At 69.1% G+C, this 17,338-nt stretch carries 8 protein-coding genes and 1 pseudogene; 1 reads left to right on the top strand and 8 read right to left on the bottom strand.

Annotated elements, in window-relative coordinates; all coding sequences use genetic code 11:
• Positions 1 to 116: 116 nt before the first annotated feature.
• The 3 genes from C475_RS00725 to C475_RS24795 form a co-directional block, all read right to left on the bottom strand.
• Positions 117 to 1,973, bottom strand: a complete 1,857-nt coding sequence (locus C475_RS00725; protein WP_049929814.1) for a DUF2125 domain-containing protein — start codon at positions 1,971 to 1,973, stop codon at positions 117 to 119.
• Between the two features lie 208 nt (positions 1,974 to 2,181).
• On the bottom strand, positions 2,182 to 3,849 hold the full coding sequence (locus C475_RS25250) for a cellulase family glycosylhydrolase (RefSeq protein WP_006881803.1): 1,668 nt from the start codon (positions 3,847 to 3,849) through the stop codon (positions 2,182 to 2,184).
• Positions 3,850 to 3,937: 88 nt separating this feature from the next.
• A complete protein-coding gene (locus tag C475_RS24795; RefSeq protein WP_006881804.1) occupies positions 3,938 to 6,913 on the bottom strand; it encodes a DUF4397 domain-containing protein in 2,976 nt (991 codons plus the stop codon).
• Between the two features lie 83 nt (positions 6,914 to 6,996).
• Here C475_RS24795 and C475_RS25070 point away from each other — a divergent pair, with 83 nt between their 5' ends.
• On the top strand, positions 6,997 to 7,122 hold the full coding sequence (locus tag C475_RS25070; protein ID WP_268869899.1) for a hypothetical protein: 126 nt from the start codon (positions 6,997 to 6,999) through the stop codon (positions 7,120 to 7,122).
• A 171-nt stretch (positions 7,123 to 7,293) separates the two neighbouring features.
• Here the strand turns inward: C475_RS25070 and C475_RS00745 are convergent, their stop codons facing one another.
• From C475_RS00745 to C475_RS00765, 5 genes and pseudogenes are all read right to left on the bottom strand, one after another.
• Complete coding sequence (locus tag C475_RS00745; protein ID WP_006881805.1) at positions 7,294 to 9,756, bottom strand: endo-1,4-beta-xylanase; 2,463 nt, start codon at positions 9,754 to 9,756, stop codon at positions 7,294 to 7,296.
• 24 nt (positions 9,757 to 9,780) lie between these two features.
• Positions 9,781 to 13,114: pseudogene (locus tag C475_RS00750) on the bottom strand (fibronectin type III domain-containing protein).
• Complete coding sequence (locus C475_RS00755) at positions 13,111 to 14,652, bottom strand: GH12 family glycosyl hydrolase domain-containing protein (protein WP_006881807.1); 1,542 nt, start codon at positions 14,650 to 14,652, stop codon at positions 13,111 to 13,113. The pseudogene C475_RS00750 and the gene C475_RS00755 overlap by 4 nt, the downstream one beginning before the upstream one ends.
• 41 nt (positions 14,653 to 14,693) lie before the next feature.
• The gene (locus C475_RS00760) at positions 14,694 to 15,209 is read right to left on the bottom strand and encodes a fibronectin type III domain-containing protein (RefSeq protein WP_006881808.1); all 516 of its coding nucleotides are present in this window, start codon (positions 15,207 to 15,209) and stop codon (positions 14,694 to 14,696) included.
• 82 nt (positions 15,210 to 15,291) lie between these two features.
• A complete protein-coding gene (locus C475_RS00765; protein ID WP_006881809.1) occupies positions 15,292 to 17,322 on the bottom strand; it encodes a glycoside hydrolase family 5 protein in 2,031 nt (676 codons plus the stop codon).
• Between the last annotated feature and the right edge of the window lie 16 nt (positions 17,323 to 17,338).

The following is a 17,338-nucleotide window of genomic DNA, read 5'->3' on the forward strand; positions in this document are numbered from 1 at the left end:
GGGATCCGCGGCGCGGCGCCGCCGTCAGGGGCGACGGCGCCGCGGTCGCGGGCGGGGTTCGGGAACGGTCTCGGTCGATTCGGGAACGGTCCCGGTCGGTTTCGGGACGCTCGCGGTCAGTTCGGGACCCGGTAGGTCAGGCCGATGGCGTCGATGATCGGGTCGTTGCGGTCGAGGTTCGTCTCCAGTTCGACGTGCAGCGAGTCGAGCATCGTCTCGACCAGGTCCTGCCGTTCTGCGCTGGTCGACCACGAGCTGCCGTCGCGAGGCGTGCCGATCTCCATGGCGACGCTCTGACCCGGGTAGAGCGTCCGCATGTGGTAGGGCTCGTCGTGGTTGGCGATCCGGACCGCGTACACCGACAGCTCGTCGTAGTCCGGATGGTCGACCTCGATCACGTCGCGCTGGGGATGGCCCAGCGACGCGCTCGGGCGGTGGGGATTGTTCCAGTGACCGTCCGAGAGGTTCGAGGCGTTGCCCGACGGGCCGAGCCACCAGATGACCGCCGCGTCCTGGAAGTACGGCACCTCGCTGGTGTTCGTGAGCTTGATGTACTGGTTGAGATAGCTCCCGCCGGTCTCGTGGATGCGGATCTCCGCCTCCATCGGCGCGTTGGCGGTGAAGCCGTCGCCGCCCAGCGAGTCGCCCGTCACTGGGTCGACCTTGTCGGCGGCGGCGTCGAGCACCGGGTTCGTCTCGTCGTTGTAGAAGGAGTCCGGGATGTTCCCGGAACTCCCCCACTCGCGGCTGTCGTCGTACTCGGGCTGGTCGTGGGCGCGGTCGCGGACGCGCACCTCCATCGGCTGGTAGGACCGCGCGTCGGTCGGCCAGCGGTCCTGGATCAGCTGGTCGGGGTCGTTGGTCGCCGCGGTCGGCCCCGCGGTCTCGTCCCAGACGACCGACGGCTCGTCGTGGACGCCGGGGTCCTCTTCCTCGTCGGGCAGCAGCGCCAGCCGCGGCAGTAGCTTCACCGTCGCGTGGGCCGGGAAGTCGTTCTCGGCGAGCTGTTTGACGTACGGCAGCGCCTGCGTGCCCAGCTGGCCGAGCGTCAGCGAGCCGTCGCCGACGTTGTTCTCGACGGCGCTCACGTCGTAGTCGAACTCCTCGGCCTTCTCGGAGTCGGTCCACTCCTGGAGCTTCGAGCCCGTCTCGCCGGGCAGGTAGTCCGTGAAGCTCCGCGGGACGTGGTAGGGGTCGTCGAAGTGCTCGTACAGCTCCGCGACCGTGGTGTTCTCGGTGATCTCCGACGCGGCCGGCAGCGAGTCGGGCTCGGGCGGCCGTTCCGGGAACGGCACGTCCCACGTGCTCCCGCCGTCGTCGGGTGTGTCGGTGGGCGTCTCGTCGTCGGGCGTGTCAGTCGGCGTCGGCGTCTCGTCGTCGGGCGTGTCCGTCGGCGTGGGTGTCGGGTCCATCGGCGTCGGGGTCGCCGTCGCGGTCGACGGCGGCGCCTCGCCGTCGCTCGTGAACGCGATCCGGTCGATCTCGACGGCGCCCGAGGCGCCCTGCCAGAAGTTGAACCGCACGGCCTTCGGACTCTCCGGGTCGCCGCCGACCGCCGAGAGGTCGACCGAAACCGTCGACCACTCCGTCCCGATGGTGTCGTCGGTGAGGTTCCCGAGCAGGCCCCTCGCGCCACCCACGTCGACCAGGAAATCGCTCTCCTCGCCGCCGGAGTCCCCCCGGACTCGCATCGTCAGCTGACCGTGGTCGGCGACCGACTGCCGGACGTTGCTCGCGAACCAGCCGGCGTTGTCGTACTCCAGTCGGAGCGCGCCGTCGGCGACCTCCCCACTGCCGTCGCCGTTGGCGAAACTCCCCGCGCCGGCCCAGTTGCCCAGGTCGTTCGACCCGGGATAGGTTCCCCCGTCGAAGTCGTGGACGACCAGCGCGGACTCCTGGCCCAGCACCGTCGACACCAGACCCAGGCTTCCGAATGCGATACCCCCCTTCAGTACGGTTCGTCTATCGACCATTGCAAAATACACATACGCCCTATAGGTATTAAATTTAACGAATGGGAAAATAATCTTTTCGAAACGCTAAGCTTTCCGGGTCGGAGCGGACGGACCGCGGGCCGCGGCCCGAAACGCGTGGAGTCGGGGCGTGGAAACCCCGGGGAACGGAAGCCGTGGTGGAGCGGCCGACCCCTATTCCAGTCGCACCTCCCCGATCTCGAGCGTGCTACTGCCGCCCTGCCAGAAGTTGAACCGCACCGACGGCGACGAGCGGTCGATACCGACCGCCTCCATGTCGACGCGGACTTCCCCCATGCTGGTGCCGATGGAGTCGTCGGTCACGTTGCCGAGCATGGTCCGCACCCCGCCCATGNATGTCGACGCGGACTTCCCCCATGCTGGTGCCGATGGAGTCGTCGGTCACGTTGCCGAGCATGGTCCGCACCCCGCCCATGTCGAACAGGACTTCGGACTCCTCGCCCCCGTTCGCGCCGCGCAACTGGAGGACGAGCGTGTCGTAGTCGCTCACGTCGCGGTTGATCTGGCTCTGGTACCAGCCGCCGTTGTCGTACGCCAGCACGAGCGCGCCGCCGGTCTCCTCGCCGCCGCCGTTGGCGAAGGAACCGGCCCCGCACCACTGCCCCAGGTCGTTGCGGTGGCTCGCCCAGCCCGGATCGCCGTCGTAGTCGTCGACCACCAGGGCGTCGGCCGGCGGTTCGTCCGTCGGCGTCTCCGGCTCGTCGGTCGGCGTGGGCGTACTCGGTTCGTCGGTCGGCGTGGGCGTACTCGGTTCGTCGGTCGGCGTCTCTGGCTCGTCGGTGGGCGTGTTCGGTTCGTCAGTCGTGGTGTCCGTCGCGGTCCCGCCGTCGCCGAGCTTGCTGTAGACGACCGAGAAGTAGTCGCTCGTCGTGTAGCTGTCGGCCGAACAGTCGTCGCCCCAGTAGGGGTCGGCCATGTTCATCGGGTCGTTCGACCCGTCGCCGTTCCAGGCCCAGCCGACGACCGGCCAGCCCAGCTCGCTCGCGTAGTCGACGATCGCCGACCAGTCGGCGCCCGTCGAGTTGGCGTAGTTACCGAACTCCCCGATCATACAGGGGTAGCTCGTCTCGTCGAGGGCGTCCAGATCCTCGGGGACGAGGTTCTGGCCGGTCGTCGCGTTGTACGCGCTGGGGTAGACGTGCGCCGAGAGGATCAGGTCGTCGTCGTCGATCATCTCGGCGGCGTCGGCCAGCCGATAGGTGCCCTGGCCCCAGCCGGGCGCGTCGCAGACGATGGCGCCCGAGTAGCTCGTCTCCGAGCGGACGGTGTCGATCGCCTCGCTGTACGCGTCGGCGTACTCCTGGGCGGTCACCTGGTGGTTGCCCCACTCGTTCATCATGTTGACCGTGAACGAGGTGTCGGCCGAGAGCGTCTCGTAGTGCTCCGCCCAGAACTCCGCGGCCTCCTGTAGCGCCGCGGCGCTGGCCGACCCGTTGTCGGGGTAGTGGTGGTACGTGGCGATCACGTTCAGGCCGTGGGCGGCGGCCTCGTCGATCCAGCGCTTGGCGTCCTCGACGGTCGTCGCGACCTCGTTGAACGAGAACGGCTCGATCTCGATCCGGACCGTCTCGATGTCCGGATACTCGCTCATCAGGTCGTAGCCCAGGTCCTGGTCGCCGTCGCAGAAATACGACGGCTGGAGGTTGACGCCGTCGCCGAAGGAGGCGCCGGCGGCCGTCGTCACCGCCGCGCCGAGCGTGCCGACCGCGCCCAGCGCGACGCCGCCGCCGAGGCCGCGCAGGACCGTCCGCCGTCGCGGGCCGCGAGTCGCGCCGTCGCCCCCGGCGCCGACCTGGTCGCGGTCGCGTCGCTGTTCGCCGTCCTGTGCCTGTCGTGGTGGGTCGTCGGAGTGCATGGGTCTGTGTCGTATCGCTGGGGCCTGCCGGCCGTGACGACCGATGCGGGTCGACACGGTGGCCGACCCGCTCAGTCGCTCGCGGCCGTCAGGAGACGGTCACCTCGACCGTGTCGGTGGTCGAGGCGCCTTCGTTGTTCGTCGCGGTCAGTTCGACCGTGTAGGTACCCGCCGAGTCGTAGGTCGTCTCGGCGTACCAGCCGCTCGCGGACTCGCCGTTGCCTAGACTCCAGGACAGCGAGTCGATCCAACTGCCCGAGTCGGTGGTGTCCGTGACGCGGAAGCTGACGCGGTCGCCGACCGACGCCGAGGTCGCGCTCGGGTCGATCTCCGCGATCAGGTCGCCGCTGCCCGAACCGTCGGAGCCGTCCGAACCGTCGGAGCCGTCCGAGCCGTCCGAACCGTCGGAGCCGTCGCCGCTGCCGCCGGAGCCGCCGATGGAGATACGGTCGATCTCGACGGCGCCGGAGGCGCCCTGCCAGAAGTTCAGGCGGACGGACTGGGGGTTCTCCAGGTCGGCACCCATCGCTTCGAGGTCGACCGAGACCGTCGACCACTCGGTCCCGATGGTGTCGTCGGTGACGTTCGCGAGCACGTCGCTCGCGCCGCCGACCTGGACGGTGAAGTCGCTCTCCTCGCCGCCCGAGTCCCCGCGGACGCGGAGGTACAGCGTCGGCCGGTCGGCGACCGACTGGGTCACGTTACTGCCGAACCAGCCGGCGTTGTCGTACTCCAGCCGGAGCGCGCCGTCGGCGACCTCGCCGTCGCCGCCGTTGGCGAAGCTCCCGGCGTCCGCCCAGTTGCCCAGGTCGTTCGAGCCGGGATACGTGCTCCCGTCGAACTCGTGGACGACCAGGCCGTCACCGGCCGGCTGGTCGTCCGGCGTCTCCGGCTCGCCGCCGGGTCCGCTATCGACCGAGAGGGTCAGATCGAACGCCTCGCCCGTCGGCTCGTCGTCGGGTGAGAGGTAGCCGCCGGCGAAGCCGGTGTAGACCGTCTCGCCGGCCAGGCCGACGTCGAACTCGGCGACCACGTCGCCGTCGTTGCCGGCGGTGTCGCCGCGCACCTGCACGGTGTAGTTGTCCGCCGGCACCTCGACGTACCCGGACTGCCCGAAGCTCACGCCGTCGAACAGCGTCGAGCCCGAGGCGGTCGTCACGTCCACCGCCGGCGCGTCCGGCGACGCGTGGACCAGGCGGAGCCGCGCAGTGTCGGCGCCGACATCGCTGTTGTCGTCCTCCAGCACGATCGGAGTGAACTCCGTGTCGGCGTCGAGTTCGCCCGTCGCCGCGACCGTGTAGTCGCTGCCGTCCGCGACGGTCACGTCGCCCTCGAAGACCGACGTGTTCGCGTCGCCGGCGGCCGTGATCTCGACGGTGTGCGTGCCGGCCGACACTTCCAGGTAGTCGCTGACCGCGCGGAACGGCACGTCCGTGAGAACCGCCGTCCCGTCGACGTACACGTCCACGTTCGGCGCGTCCGGCGAGAAGTGCGCCACCCGCACGTTCGCGCTCCCCGAGGGGTCCGTGGTACTCTCGCCGGTCGTCGCCGAGACCGTCGCCGCGTCGGACTCGTTGCCCGCGCCGTCGACCGCCGTGACGCCGATCGTGTAACTCGTCTCCGCCGAGAGCCCCTCGACGGTCGCCGTGGTCATGCCGGCGCCGACTGTCTGGTCCTGGCTGCCGTCGACGGTGACCACGTACTGGTCGAGTCCCGACGACCCGTTGTCGGAGACGCCGTCCCAGGTGACCGTGACCGTCGAGTCGGTCGTCGCCGACACCGAGAGGTTCTCCGGCACCGACGGCGGCTGGGTGTCGCTCGTGCCGCCGCCGTCGCCCTCGACGGAGACCGTGACCGTCGTCGTGCCCGAGGCGTCGGAGACCGAGACCGCCTCGGTCGTCTCCCCGCTGTCGGTGCTGACGGTGACCTCGTGGTCGCCGAGGAAAGCGCTGGTCGCGTAGGCGCCCGAGTCGTCGGTGGTGCCGCTGTCGTCGGTCCACCACTCGTCGTAGACCAGACCGGTCCACACGTCGTAGGCCGGCTTCTGCGACCAGTCCTGCGCGAACAGCGGCGCCTCGTTCTCCCAGTGGCGGCCGTCCCAGAAGCCCCACATGATGAAGTCGTCGACGCCCGGATGCGAGAACGACCCCTTCAGGTAGTTCTCCATGACGTCGGCGCGCTCCTCGTCGCCGTTCCAGTCGTCGCCGTTGTACATGTCGAATTCGGTGAGCTTCACGCGGGCGCTCAGGTCAGCCCACTTGTTGATCTCCTCGGCGACCTGACTGGCGCTGATCCGCCCGTCCGGGCTGGAGTTGCTGTTGTACTCGCCCGTGCGTGCGGCGACGTGGGCCTGCAGCCCGACCGTGTCGAGCTGGACGGCGTTGCTGTTGATGTGGTCGATCTCCGACTCGTAGCGGCTGTCAGTGTAGGCGTAGGGGAACTGGTTGAAGTCGTTGACCGCGATCCCGAGATCCAAGTCGTTCTCGTCGATGACCGACGCGGCCTTGGCGTACCAGTCGGCCAGGAGCTGAGAGGTCCACGGGACGACCTCGCCCGTCCACGGCTCGTCCGTGTTTATCTGGTCGCCGTAGACGCCGAGTTGCATCTGGTAGGCGTGCATCGCCTCGTTGACGACCTCCCACTCGGTCATGTCCTCGCCGTAGTAGGTGATGATCTCCTCGATGTGGGCCATCGAGCGCTCGCGGATCGTCTCGGCGTCGTTGTTGTCGATGGCCGTCTGGATGTCCGAGGGGATGGCGGCCACGTCCTCGCGGCCCCACAGACAGACGTGCCCGCGCATGTCCAGCCCCTGGTCGAGGACCCACTGGGTCGCCTCGTCGGCCAACGCCTGCTCGTTCTCCCAGAAGTCCCACTTGTGGCGGTTCTCCATCACCGCCTTGTTGAACAGCTCCGGGATGTACTGCCGGTAGTTGTCCCCCTCGCTGGACTGATTGATCAGCGTGTTGGCGTTGACCGCCGTCCCGAAGCCGAAGTCGTGCTCCTGCTGGGAGACCGAGACCTCGGCGCCCGAGACCGCCGATCCGTCGGGGTTCTCGACGACCACTTCGAGGTCGCCCGTGCGATGCTCCTGGATGCGCTCGTCGACCGTCTTCGACGTGTCGGCCGTCTCNCACTTCGAGGTCGCCCGTGCGATGCTCCTGGATGCGCTCGTCGACCGTCTTCGACGTGTCGGCCGTCTCCGCGGCCGCCGCCCCGCTCGCCGCGCTTCCGAGACCCGCCATCGCCGCCGCGGCCAGCGACGCCTTCAGGTAGTCCCGCCGGTCCATCGACGCCAGCGCCTCCGCGGCGTCCTCGTCGAGGACCTCCGGGCTGTCGGCGTCGGCCGACCCGTCGTCAATCACTACGTCTGTTTCGTCCGTCTGTGCTCGCTCGTGTGTGTCGTCGTTCGTCATAGTTCCGTGTGTGCCTTTGTCGGTTCGCGCGCTATTCGAGCCGTATCTCCTCGATCGTGAGGACGCTGCTACCGCCCTGCCAGAAGTTGAACCGCACCGAGATATCCCCCACAGAGCGGTCGATCCCGGCCGATTCCAGGTCGACCCGTACCGCACCCGTGCTCGTGCCGACGGAGTCGTCGGTCACGTTGCCGAGCATGGTCCGCACCCCGCCCATGTCGAACAGCACCTCGGACTCTTCACCGCCGTTGGCGCCGCTGACCTCGAACACCAGCGTGTCGTAGTCGCTCACGTCCCGGTTGATCTGGCTCTGGAACCAGCCGCCGTTGTCGTACTCCAGGACGAGCGCGCCGTCGGTCTCCTCGCCGCCGCCGTTTTCGAACGAGCCAGCCCCGCACCACTGGCCCAGATCGTTGCGGTGAGACGACCAGCCAGGGTCGCCGTCGTAGTCGTCGACGACCAGCGCGTCCGCGGGCGCCTCATCGTCGCTGTCGTCGCCGTCGTCGCTGGCGGCGGTCGTCGCCGTCACGGTCGCCGCCGCCGAGGCGTTGGCCGCACCGTCGACCGCCGCGACGCCGATCTCGTAGGCAGTCTCCGCGGAGAGCCCCTCGACCGTCGCGGTCGTCATCCCCGCACCGACCGTCTGATCCCGACCTCCGTCGACGGTGACCACGTACTGGTCGAGTCCCGACGATCCGTTGTCGGAGACGCCGTCCCAGGTGACCGTGACCGTCGAGTCGGTCGCCGACGACACCGAGAGGTTCTCCGGCACCGACGGCGGCTGAGTGTCGCTCGTGCCGCCACCGTCGCCTTCGACGGTGACCGTGACCGTCGTCGTGCCCGAGGCGTCGGAGACCGAGACCGCCTCGGTCGTCTCCCCGCTGTCGGTGCTGACGGTGACCTCGTGATCGCCGAGAAAGGCGGTCGTCGCGTAGGCGCCCGAGTCGCCGGTGGTGCCGCTGTCGTCGGTCCACCACTCGTCGTAGACGAGGCCGGTCCACACGTCGTAGGCCGGCTTCTGCGACCAGTCGTCGTAGAACAACGGCGCCTCGTCCTCCCAGTGGTCGCCGTCCCAGAAGCCCCACATGACGAAGGCGTCGACGCCCGGATGCGAGAACGCCCCGCGCAGATAGTTCTCCGTCACGTCGGCGCGCTCCTCGTCGGAATTCCAGTCGTCGCCGTTGTACGTATCGAATTCGGTGATCTTCACGCGCGCGCCGTGGTCGGCCCACGTGTCGATCTCGGCGACCACCTGGTCGGCGTCGATGCGCCCGTCGGGGTCGTCGTTGCTGTTGAACTCACCCTCCCGGGCGGCGACGTGGGCCTGAAGACCGACGGTGTCCAGCTCCGCCCCGTTGGCGTTGATGTGGTCGATCTGCGACTCGTAGCGGTTGTCCGTGTAGCTGTAGGGGAACTGGTTGAAGTCGTTGACCGCGATGCCGACGTCGAGATCGTTGTCGTCGATCACCGACGCGGCCTTGGCGTACCAGTCCGCCAGGAGTTGCGAGGTCCACGGGACGACCTCGCCGTTCCAGGGCTCTTCGGTGTCGATCCGGTCGCCGTAGACGCCGAGTTGCATCTGGTAGGCGTGCATCGCCTCGTTGACGACGTCCCAATCGGTGATGCTGTCGCCGTAGTGGGTGNGGTCGCCGTAGACGCCGAGTTGCATCTGGTAGGCGTGCATCGCCTCGTTGACGACGTCCCAATCGGTGATGCTGTCGCCGTAGTGGGTGATGATCTCCTCGATGTGATCCATCGAGCGCTGGCGGATCGTCTCGGCGTCCCGGTCCTCGATCGCAGTCTGGATGTCCGAGGGGATGGCAGCCACGTCCTCGCGCCCCCAGAGACAGACGTGCCCGCGCATGTCCAGCCCCTGTTCGAGCAGCCAGTCGGTCGCCTCGTCGGCGGTCTGCTTGTTGTTCTCCCAGAACCGCCACTTGTGGTGGTTGCCGAGCACCGCAGTGTTGAACAGCTCCGGGATGTACTGGCGGTAGTTGTCTCCCTCGCTGGAGGCGTTGATCAGCCTGTCGGCGTTGACCGCCGTCCCGAAGCTGAACGCGTGTTCCTGCTGGGAGACCGAGACCTCGGCGCCGGAGACGGCGCCACCGTCGGGGTTCTCGACGACCACTTCGAGGTCGCCCGTGCGATGCTCCTGGATGCGCTCGTCGACCGTCTTCGACGTGTCGGCCGTCTCNCCGTCGGGGTTCTCGACGACCACTTCGAGGTCGCCCGTGCGATGCTCCTGGATGCGCTCGTCGACCGTCTTCGACGTGTCGGCCGTCTCCGCGGCCGCCGCCCCGCTGGCCGCGCTTCCGAGGCCCGCCATCGCGGCGGCCCCCAGTGACGCTTTCAGGTAGTCCCGCCGGTCCATCGACGCCAGCGCCTCCGCGAAACTCTCGTCGGGGGTCGCCGAGCTATCGGCGTCTGACTCGACCGGCGCACAGTCCGCCTGCGGCGTCGTCGGTTCGGTGTCGTTCGTGGTATCGTCTGCCATTGATTCGTGGATATCGTCGTGTGTCTACTCGAGTCGGATCTCGGAGAGTTCGAGCGTGCTGGATCCCCCTTGCCAGAAGTTGAACCGCACCGACGGCGACGAGCGGTCGATGCCCGCCGCCTCCATGTCGACGCGGACTTCCCCCATGCTGGTGCCGATGGAGTCGTCGGTCACGTTGCCGAGCATGGTCCGCACCCCGCCCATGNATGTCGACGCGGACTTCCCCCATGCTGGTGCCGATGGAGTCGTCGGTCACGTTGCCGAGCATGGTCCGCACCCCGCCCATGTCGAACAGCACCTCGGACTCCTCGCCCCCGTTCGCGCCGCTGATCTCGAACACCAGCGTCGAGTAGTCCGAGATGTCCTGGTTGATCTGGCTCTGGTACCAGCCGCCGTTGTCGTACTCCAGGACGAGCGCGCCGCCGGTCTCCTCGCCGCCGCCGTTTTCGAACGAGCCGGCGCCGCACCACTGGCCCAGATCGTTGCGGTGGCTCGCCCAGCCCGGATCGCCGTCGTAGTCGTCGACGACCAGCGCGTCCGCAGGCGTCTCGCCGTCGTCGCCGTCGTCGCTGGCGTCGGTCGTCGCCGTCACGGTCGCCGAAACGGACTCGTTGCCCGCGCCGTCGACCGCCGTGACCGCGACTTCGTAGCTGGTATCGGCGGACAGCCCCTCGACCGTCGCCGACGTGGTCCCCGCGGCGACCGTCTGCTCCTGGGTGCCGTCGAGGGAAACGACGTAGTGGTCGACGCCGCTGCCGCCGTCGTCGCTCGCCGCGTCCCACGAGAGCTCGACCGTCGACGGCGTCGTGTCCGCGACGGAGAGGCCGGTCGGCGCCGAGGGTGCAGTCGTGTCGCCGTCGTCCCTGCTCGCGTCGGTCGTCGCCGGGACGGTTACCGCCGGTGACGCGTTGCCCGCGGCGTCGACCGCCGCGACGCCGATCTCGTAGCTCGCGTCGGCCTCGAGCCCGTCGACGGTGGCGGACGTGGTCCCCGCTGGGACCGTCTGCGTCTCGCTTCCGTCGAGGGAAACGACGTAGTGGTCGAGTCCACTCCCGTCGTCGGTGACCGCGTCCCACTCGACCGTGACCGAGGAACTCGTCGTGCCGGTCACCGAGAGGTTCGCCGGTGGCGACGGTGCGGTCGTGTCAGCTGCGGCCCCAGTCGTCACCGAAGCGCTCGTCATCGCCGACTCGTTGCCGGCGCCGTCGGCCGCCGAGACGGCGACCTGATAGGTCGTCTCCGCGGACAGCCCCTCGACCGTCGCCGACGTGGTCCCCGCGGCGACCGTCTGCTCCTGGGTGCCGTCGACGTACACGGCGTAGCTCTCGAGACCGCTCCCGCCGGTGTCGGTGACGGCGTCCCACTCGACGGAGACCGACGACTCGGTCGTCTCCGTCACCGAGAGGGTCGCGGGCGCCGGCGGCGCGGTGGTGTCGCCGCTCCCGCTCGACTCGCCGAACTCGACCCAGTCGAAGTTCCAGGCGCCCGAATCGGCGGTGATCCGGACGACGTGTTCGCCCGCGGGCAGGTCCAGATCACCGACGCGGATCGTCTGCCAGTTCGACCAGCCGCCGGTCTGCCACACGTCCTGTGTCGCCAGCGTCTCGCCGTCGACGGAGATCCGGAGCGTCCCGCCGCCGCCCGACCCGGCCGAGACGTTCACCCGCGTCGTCCGCGTGCCGGCGCTCTCGACCTGGACGGTGTACTCTAGCCACTCGCCGGTCTCGATGTAGCCGACGTTGTAGCCGGTGTTGGCCGACGTGCCGATGTCGACGGCCGTCTCCCGGTAAGCGGCCCCGCCCTGGTTCGCGGCGGAGGTGTCGTAGTAGCTGATCCCCTGGCCGCCCTCGTCGAAGTCCTCGGCCTGGACGCGACCGGGCAGGGTGTGCGGGCCGTTGTAGGCCGACTGCCCCGCGTCCCGGGCGATCGTCTCGGCGACCGTCGTGGCCGGGTCGGACTCGTTGCCGGCGTCGTCCTCGGCGGTGACGGCCACCTCGTAGGTCGTCCCCGGCGAGAGCCCGGTAACCGTCGCCGTGGTCGACCCGGGCAGGGCCTCCTGCGCGCGCTCGCCGTCGAGATAGACGGTGTAGCGCGACAGGCCGGCCTCGCCCTCGTCGGTGACGGCGTCCCACGAGAGATCGAACCCGATCTCCGTCGCGTTCGAGACCGTCGGACTCCCAGGTGCCGGCGGCGCCGTCGAGTCGTCGATCGGGCTCGCGGGAACGCTGTCGTCTTTCGTCTCCGAGAGCCAGGTCTTGATGTATCCACCCATCTGGTCGTCGCCGTCCTTGAGCGTCCACGGCTCGGCCGAGCCCTCGCCGGGCGACTCGAAGAACGTCGGCGCCCACGAGTCGTCGAAACACCAGGAGATCCAGCCCATGTTGGCGTACCCCTCCGCCCACTCGCGGAACGGCTCCCCCCAGCCGGAGGTGGTCCCCTGGTCGACGCTCCCGCCCTCGGGGTCCCAGCCGAACTCCGTGACGACGACCGGCACGTCCTCGGCGGGTTCGCCGTAGTACTGGTCGAACTCCGAGGGCGCGCCGTTGTCGGGGTAGATGTGCGCCGCGTAGATCAGGTTCTCCCCCTCGAAGGGGTACTCCGGCGCCATGTGGGTCACCGAAGTCCACCGCGGCGACCCGATGATGATCGGCGTCTCGGGCGCGTGCTCGCGCACGAGGTCGACCCACGGCTGGGCGGCGTCGCGCCAGGTCTGCCAGGCGCCGGCGTCGTCGCCGTACATCGTCGGCTGGGTCGGCTCGTTGAACAGCTCGTAGATGACGTGCTCGTCGTCGGCGAACTCGGGCGCGACCGCGTTCCAGAACGTCCGCATCACGTCGTCGATGGGGTCAAGCGTGTCCTCGTTCTCGCTGTTGTACGTCTCCGTCGCCTCCTGGGTGTACGGCCGGATGAGGTGGAAGTCAACCAGCGCGTACACGTCACGGGAGGCCAGGATGTCGACCGCCGGCCGGACGAACTCGGAGACGACGGTCTCGATACCGAACTCGTTCACGCTGTCCTGCGTGATCGGCAGCCGGACCACGTTGGGGTGCCAGCCCTCGGACGTGTCGGTCGCGCGCCGGATCACCTCCTCGAAGGATTTGGGGTGATACTGGCGGTAGAAGCCGGGGTCGGCCGTCGCCATCCCGCGCAGTTGCACCTCGTTGCCCTGCGGGTCGCGGATCCACTTGCCGTCGGTGTGCAGCCGCGGCGTCGCCACGCCGGCGCTCGCGCGCCCGGACAGGAGCGTCCCGCCGGCCGCCGCGGCGCCGATGGTCTTCAGCGCCGTCCGCCGCGTCGCCGTCGCGGCGCTGTCGCGGGCGTCGTCGCTCCCGCCGTCGGTCGATGACTCCCCCGTCACTCCAGACGCACCCCCTCGATGGTCAGCGTGCTGGTGCCGCCCTGCCAGAAGTTCAAGCGCAGCGACGGCGACGACCGGTCGACGCCCGCCGACGCCATATCGACGCGCACCTCGCTCGTACTCGTCCCGATGGAATCGTCGGTCACGTTGCCGAGCATGGTCCGCACCCCGCCCATGTCGAACAGCACCTCGGACTCCTCGCCGCCGTCGGCGCCGCTGACTTCCAGAACGAGGGCGTCGTAGTCGCTCACGTCGCGGTTGATCTGGCTCTGGTACCAGCCGCCGTTGTCGTACTCCAGGACGAGCGCGCCGTCTTCGACTTCGCCGCCGCCGTTTGCGAACGAGCCGGCGCCGCACCACTCGCCGAGGTCGTTACGGTGGCTCGACCACGACGGGTCGCCGTCGTAGTCGTTGACCACGAGGGCGTCCGCGGGCGCCCCGCCGTCGCCGCCTCCGGGGTCGTCCGTCGGCGTATCGGTCGGCGTGTCCGTTGGCGTATCGGTCGGCGTGTCCGTCGGCGTATCGGTCGGCGTGTCCGTCGGCGTATCGGTCGGCGTCTGGGTAGGGGTCGGCGTCGCTGTGTTGCCGCCGTTGTCCGCGGACTCGCCGGATCCGCTGCTGTACGTGGTGCCGTTGACGGTCACGTCGAAGGTCTCGTAGGTCGTCTGTCCGACCGACCCGGCCCAGTACTCGTTGCCGAGTTCGATGCCGGAGAGCCAGAGGTCCTCGCTGACGCCGTGCTCGTCGGTCATGTAGTCGACGATCGGTTTCAGGTCGATCTTCCCACCGTCGTGGCCGCCCTGGATGCGGAAGATGTAGAAGTCCGCGTTGGTCCCGCCGCCGCCGCCGTAGGTCGCCCAGTGGTCGACGGTGTTGCCGTACTGGTCGGTCCAGAGATCCGTGGCCTCGACGCCGCCGTGGCTGTGCTGGTCGTTCCAGTCCAGCAGGAGCATGATCTCGTACCGGTGAGTCGCGGTCTCCTGGCTGACCGGCTGCTCCATGAGCCACCACTCCTCGGCGAAGTCCCACTCGCCACCGGACTCGCTGTAGTCGGTCTCGACCTCGATGGTCAGTTCGTCGACGTTCCGCCGGCGCACCGGGAAGTCGGCGACACCGGTGTCCGACCCCCAGGGCTTGGTGCCGACGAGCACCTGCGGGTAGTTGATCCCGCCACCGGTGCCCGAGGCGTCGAAGTCGTAGCCGTAGCTACCGTCCTCGTTGAGCCAGATGCACTGGTCGGCCGCGTCGTTGCCCCAGCGGTTGTCGACCAGCGAGAAGCCGTCGGCCACCTCGATGGTGCCGTACTCGGAGTTGCAGACCTCCTCGACTTTCGCCGCCGAGACCCGGTCGCCCAGGCCGACCGCGAGGCCGCCGGCGCCGAGCGCCGCACCGGCCTTGAGGACGCTGCGTCTGCTCGTCGCCCCGGACGGTGCCTGGTCCGTAGCCCCGTGGCTCGCTTCGGTCGTTTCGGCGCCGTCCGACCGCGTGTCGGCGGCGCGCTCGTCGCTCTGTTCGGTCGCCTCGTCGTTTCGTGTCATGTGTCCGTGTGTGCCGCGGGGCCGTGCCCCACTGTTCTCTGTCAGTCGTTCCGTTCGGTCGCTCGATCGCCCTGGTCGGTCCACCCGCCGGTGTCGCCCGACCGCGGTGAGCGCGAGTCCGGACGCCGTGAGCCGGTACCCTCCGGAGCGTGTGACGGAGCTGTCGTCGGGCCGGGCTCGACGGCGTCCGCGTCGGACTCGTCGGCCGCGGGGTCGACCGGGTCGGTGGTCAGCCGCACGGTGGCCGGGCGGGACTCGGTGCCCGCCCCGTCGACGGCGGTGACACCGACCGAGTGGATCGTCGCGGGCGCCAGGTTGGCGAGCGCGACGCGGGTTCGTCCCCGGTCGGCTTCGGCCCGCTTGACCCCGTCGACGTAGACGTTGTAGTGGTCGGTCGGTGCCGACGCCGGCGCCGACCACGAGAGCGTGGCCGTGACGGCGGTGGTGCCGTCGACGGACAGCCCTGCGGGTGCGGCCCGCGCGACCGGCGCAGTACCCCCAGTACCGCGGTCGCGCGCTCCCCCGTCGTCCCCGTCGGCGTGCTCGGTTCGTTCCATGGCTGGTCCGCGTCGGGCGTCCGGCGGTCGCCCCCCGGCGTCCGGACCGACCCGGACGCCGACGACCGCCGTGGTCGTCGCGTTACTCCAGGTGGATGCCGCTGATCCTGAGCGTGCTACTGCCGCCCTGCCAGAAGTTGAACCGGATCGACGGGCGCGAGCGGTCGATGCCCGCCGCCTCCATGTCGACGCGAACCTCGCTCATACCCGTGCCGATGGAGTCGTCGGTGACGTTGCCGAGCATGGTCCGCACGCCGCCCATGTCGAACAGCACTTCCGACTCCTCGCCACCGTTCGCGCCGCGGATGGTGAACACGAGCGTGTCGTAGTCGCTCACGTCCTGGTTTATCTGCTCCTGGAACCAGCCGCCGTTGTCGTACTCCAAGATTAGCTCGCCGGCGGACTCCTCGCCGCCGCCGTTCTCGAAGGAGCCGGCGCCACACCACTGGCCCAGGTCGTTGCGGTGGTTCGCCCAGCCCGGGTCGCCGTCGTAGTTGTCGACGACCATCCCGTCGGTCGGCGTCTCGGGCGCGTCCGTCGGCGTCGGCGTGTCCGTCGGCGTCGGCGTGTTCGGCTCGTCGGTCGGCGTCGGCGTGCTCGGTTCGTCCGTCGGCGTCGCGGTGGGCGTCGCCGTCGGCGTCGAAGTCGGCGTCGCCGTCGCCGTCTCGGTGTCGTCCTCGTCGGGGTTGGGCAGGTCCTCGTTGCGGTTCTCTTCGAGGTACTCCTGCCACCACTGGCCGGGGCGGGACTGGTAGTCGTGGATCTCCCAGGTCCCGTCCTGGCTGGACTCGTGCTGGAAGAACGCGGGCTCCCAGGTGTGGTCGAAGTTCCAGCAGATCGGGTGGACCGGGTACTCGTCGAGGAACGACTCGAAGTCGTCGGCGTACTCGTCGGCCGTGCCCTCGAGGAAGCTGAAGTTGTCCTTGCCGCCGCCCTCGGCCCAGCCGAACTCGCTGAAGAACACGGGGACTTCCTCGGCGGGCGTCCCGTAGTAGTCCGACAGCGGCCGGAGACTGTCGTGGGTGTAGACGTGGCCCGTGTAACAGATGTCCTCGCCCTGGAACTCGTTCTGGGGCGCCCAGTAGGTGTACTGGCTCCAGCGGGGCGACCCGATGGTCAGGAGGTTGTCGGCGTGCTCGCGGACCGTGTCGATCCACGGCTGGGCCCGGTCGACCCACATGTCCCAGTAGCGTTTGGAGTCCTGAGCCATCACGTCGGTGTCCTGCCCCGCGTCCTCGCCCGCGTTGGGCTCGCGGTTCGGCGTGCCCCAGTCGCCGGCGTAGGGGCCGGTCGGCTCGTTGTACACGTCGTAGATGATGTGCGAACGGTCGCTGTAGCGGGGCGCGACGAAGTTCCAGTAGTCGTGGAGCTCCTGGTCGAGCTCCTCGGCGTACTCCTCGGTGTAGCCGTCGAGCTCGGAGGCCTGATCCTCGGAGTTCCAGAGGACGCCGCGCTCGCCGCAGAAGCCGCGGTCGTTGGGGAACGACTCGTTGCCACACTGGTACTCCCCGATGTCAGCCTCGTTCTGGGGCTGGTGGAAGATGGGGAAGTGACGGTGATAGTCGATCATCACGTACAGCCCCTGTTCCTCGGCGGCGTCGACGATGGGGTCGACGTACGTCGAGAAGTACTCCTCCATGTCCGTCTCGTCGAACTGACCGGGCAGCTGCGGCCCCCAGTCGTCGCCGTGGACCATCTCCAGGTTGTTCGTCGCGCTGGCGATGTCCTGTGGCTGGGTCGGGAGCCGGATGATCCGACTGTACCAGCCGCCGTCGTTGGAGTCGTCGGTGTTGGTCGCCTTCTCGAAGACGCCCATGGAGTCCTTGCCGCGCCAGCTACGGGCCAGCCGCGCCGGGTCGGCGATGTTGACCCCGCGGAGGATGACCTCGTTGCCGCTGGGGTCTTTGATCTTGTTGCCGTCGCGGTGCAGCTGCGGGGTGTCGATCCCGACCGCAGCGACCGAGCCCGTCAGGGCCTGGGCGAAGCCGGCCGTGACCGCGGCCGCCCCCGTCGCTTTCAGGACGCTCCGGCGGGAGAAGCTCCCGCTCGAATCGGAGGTCGATACGTCGTCGTTCGATGCCTGTGCGCTGTCGTGTGTGCCGTTGTCGCTCATTGTTAGGGTGTGGGTT

The sequence above is a fragment of the Halosimplex carlsbadense 2-9-1 genome, assembly GCF_000337455.1.
Classification (GTDB): domain Archaea; phylum Halobacteriota; class Halobacteria; order Halobacteriales; family Haloarculaceae; genus Halosimplex; species Halosimplex carlsbadense.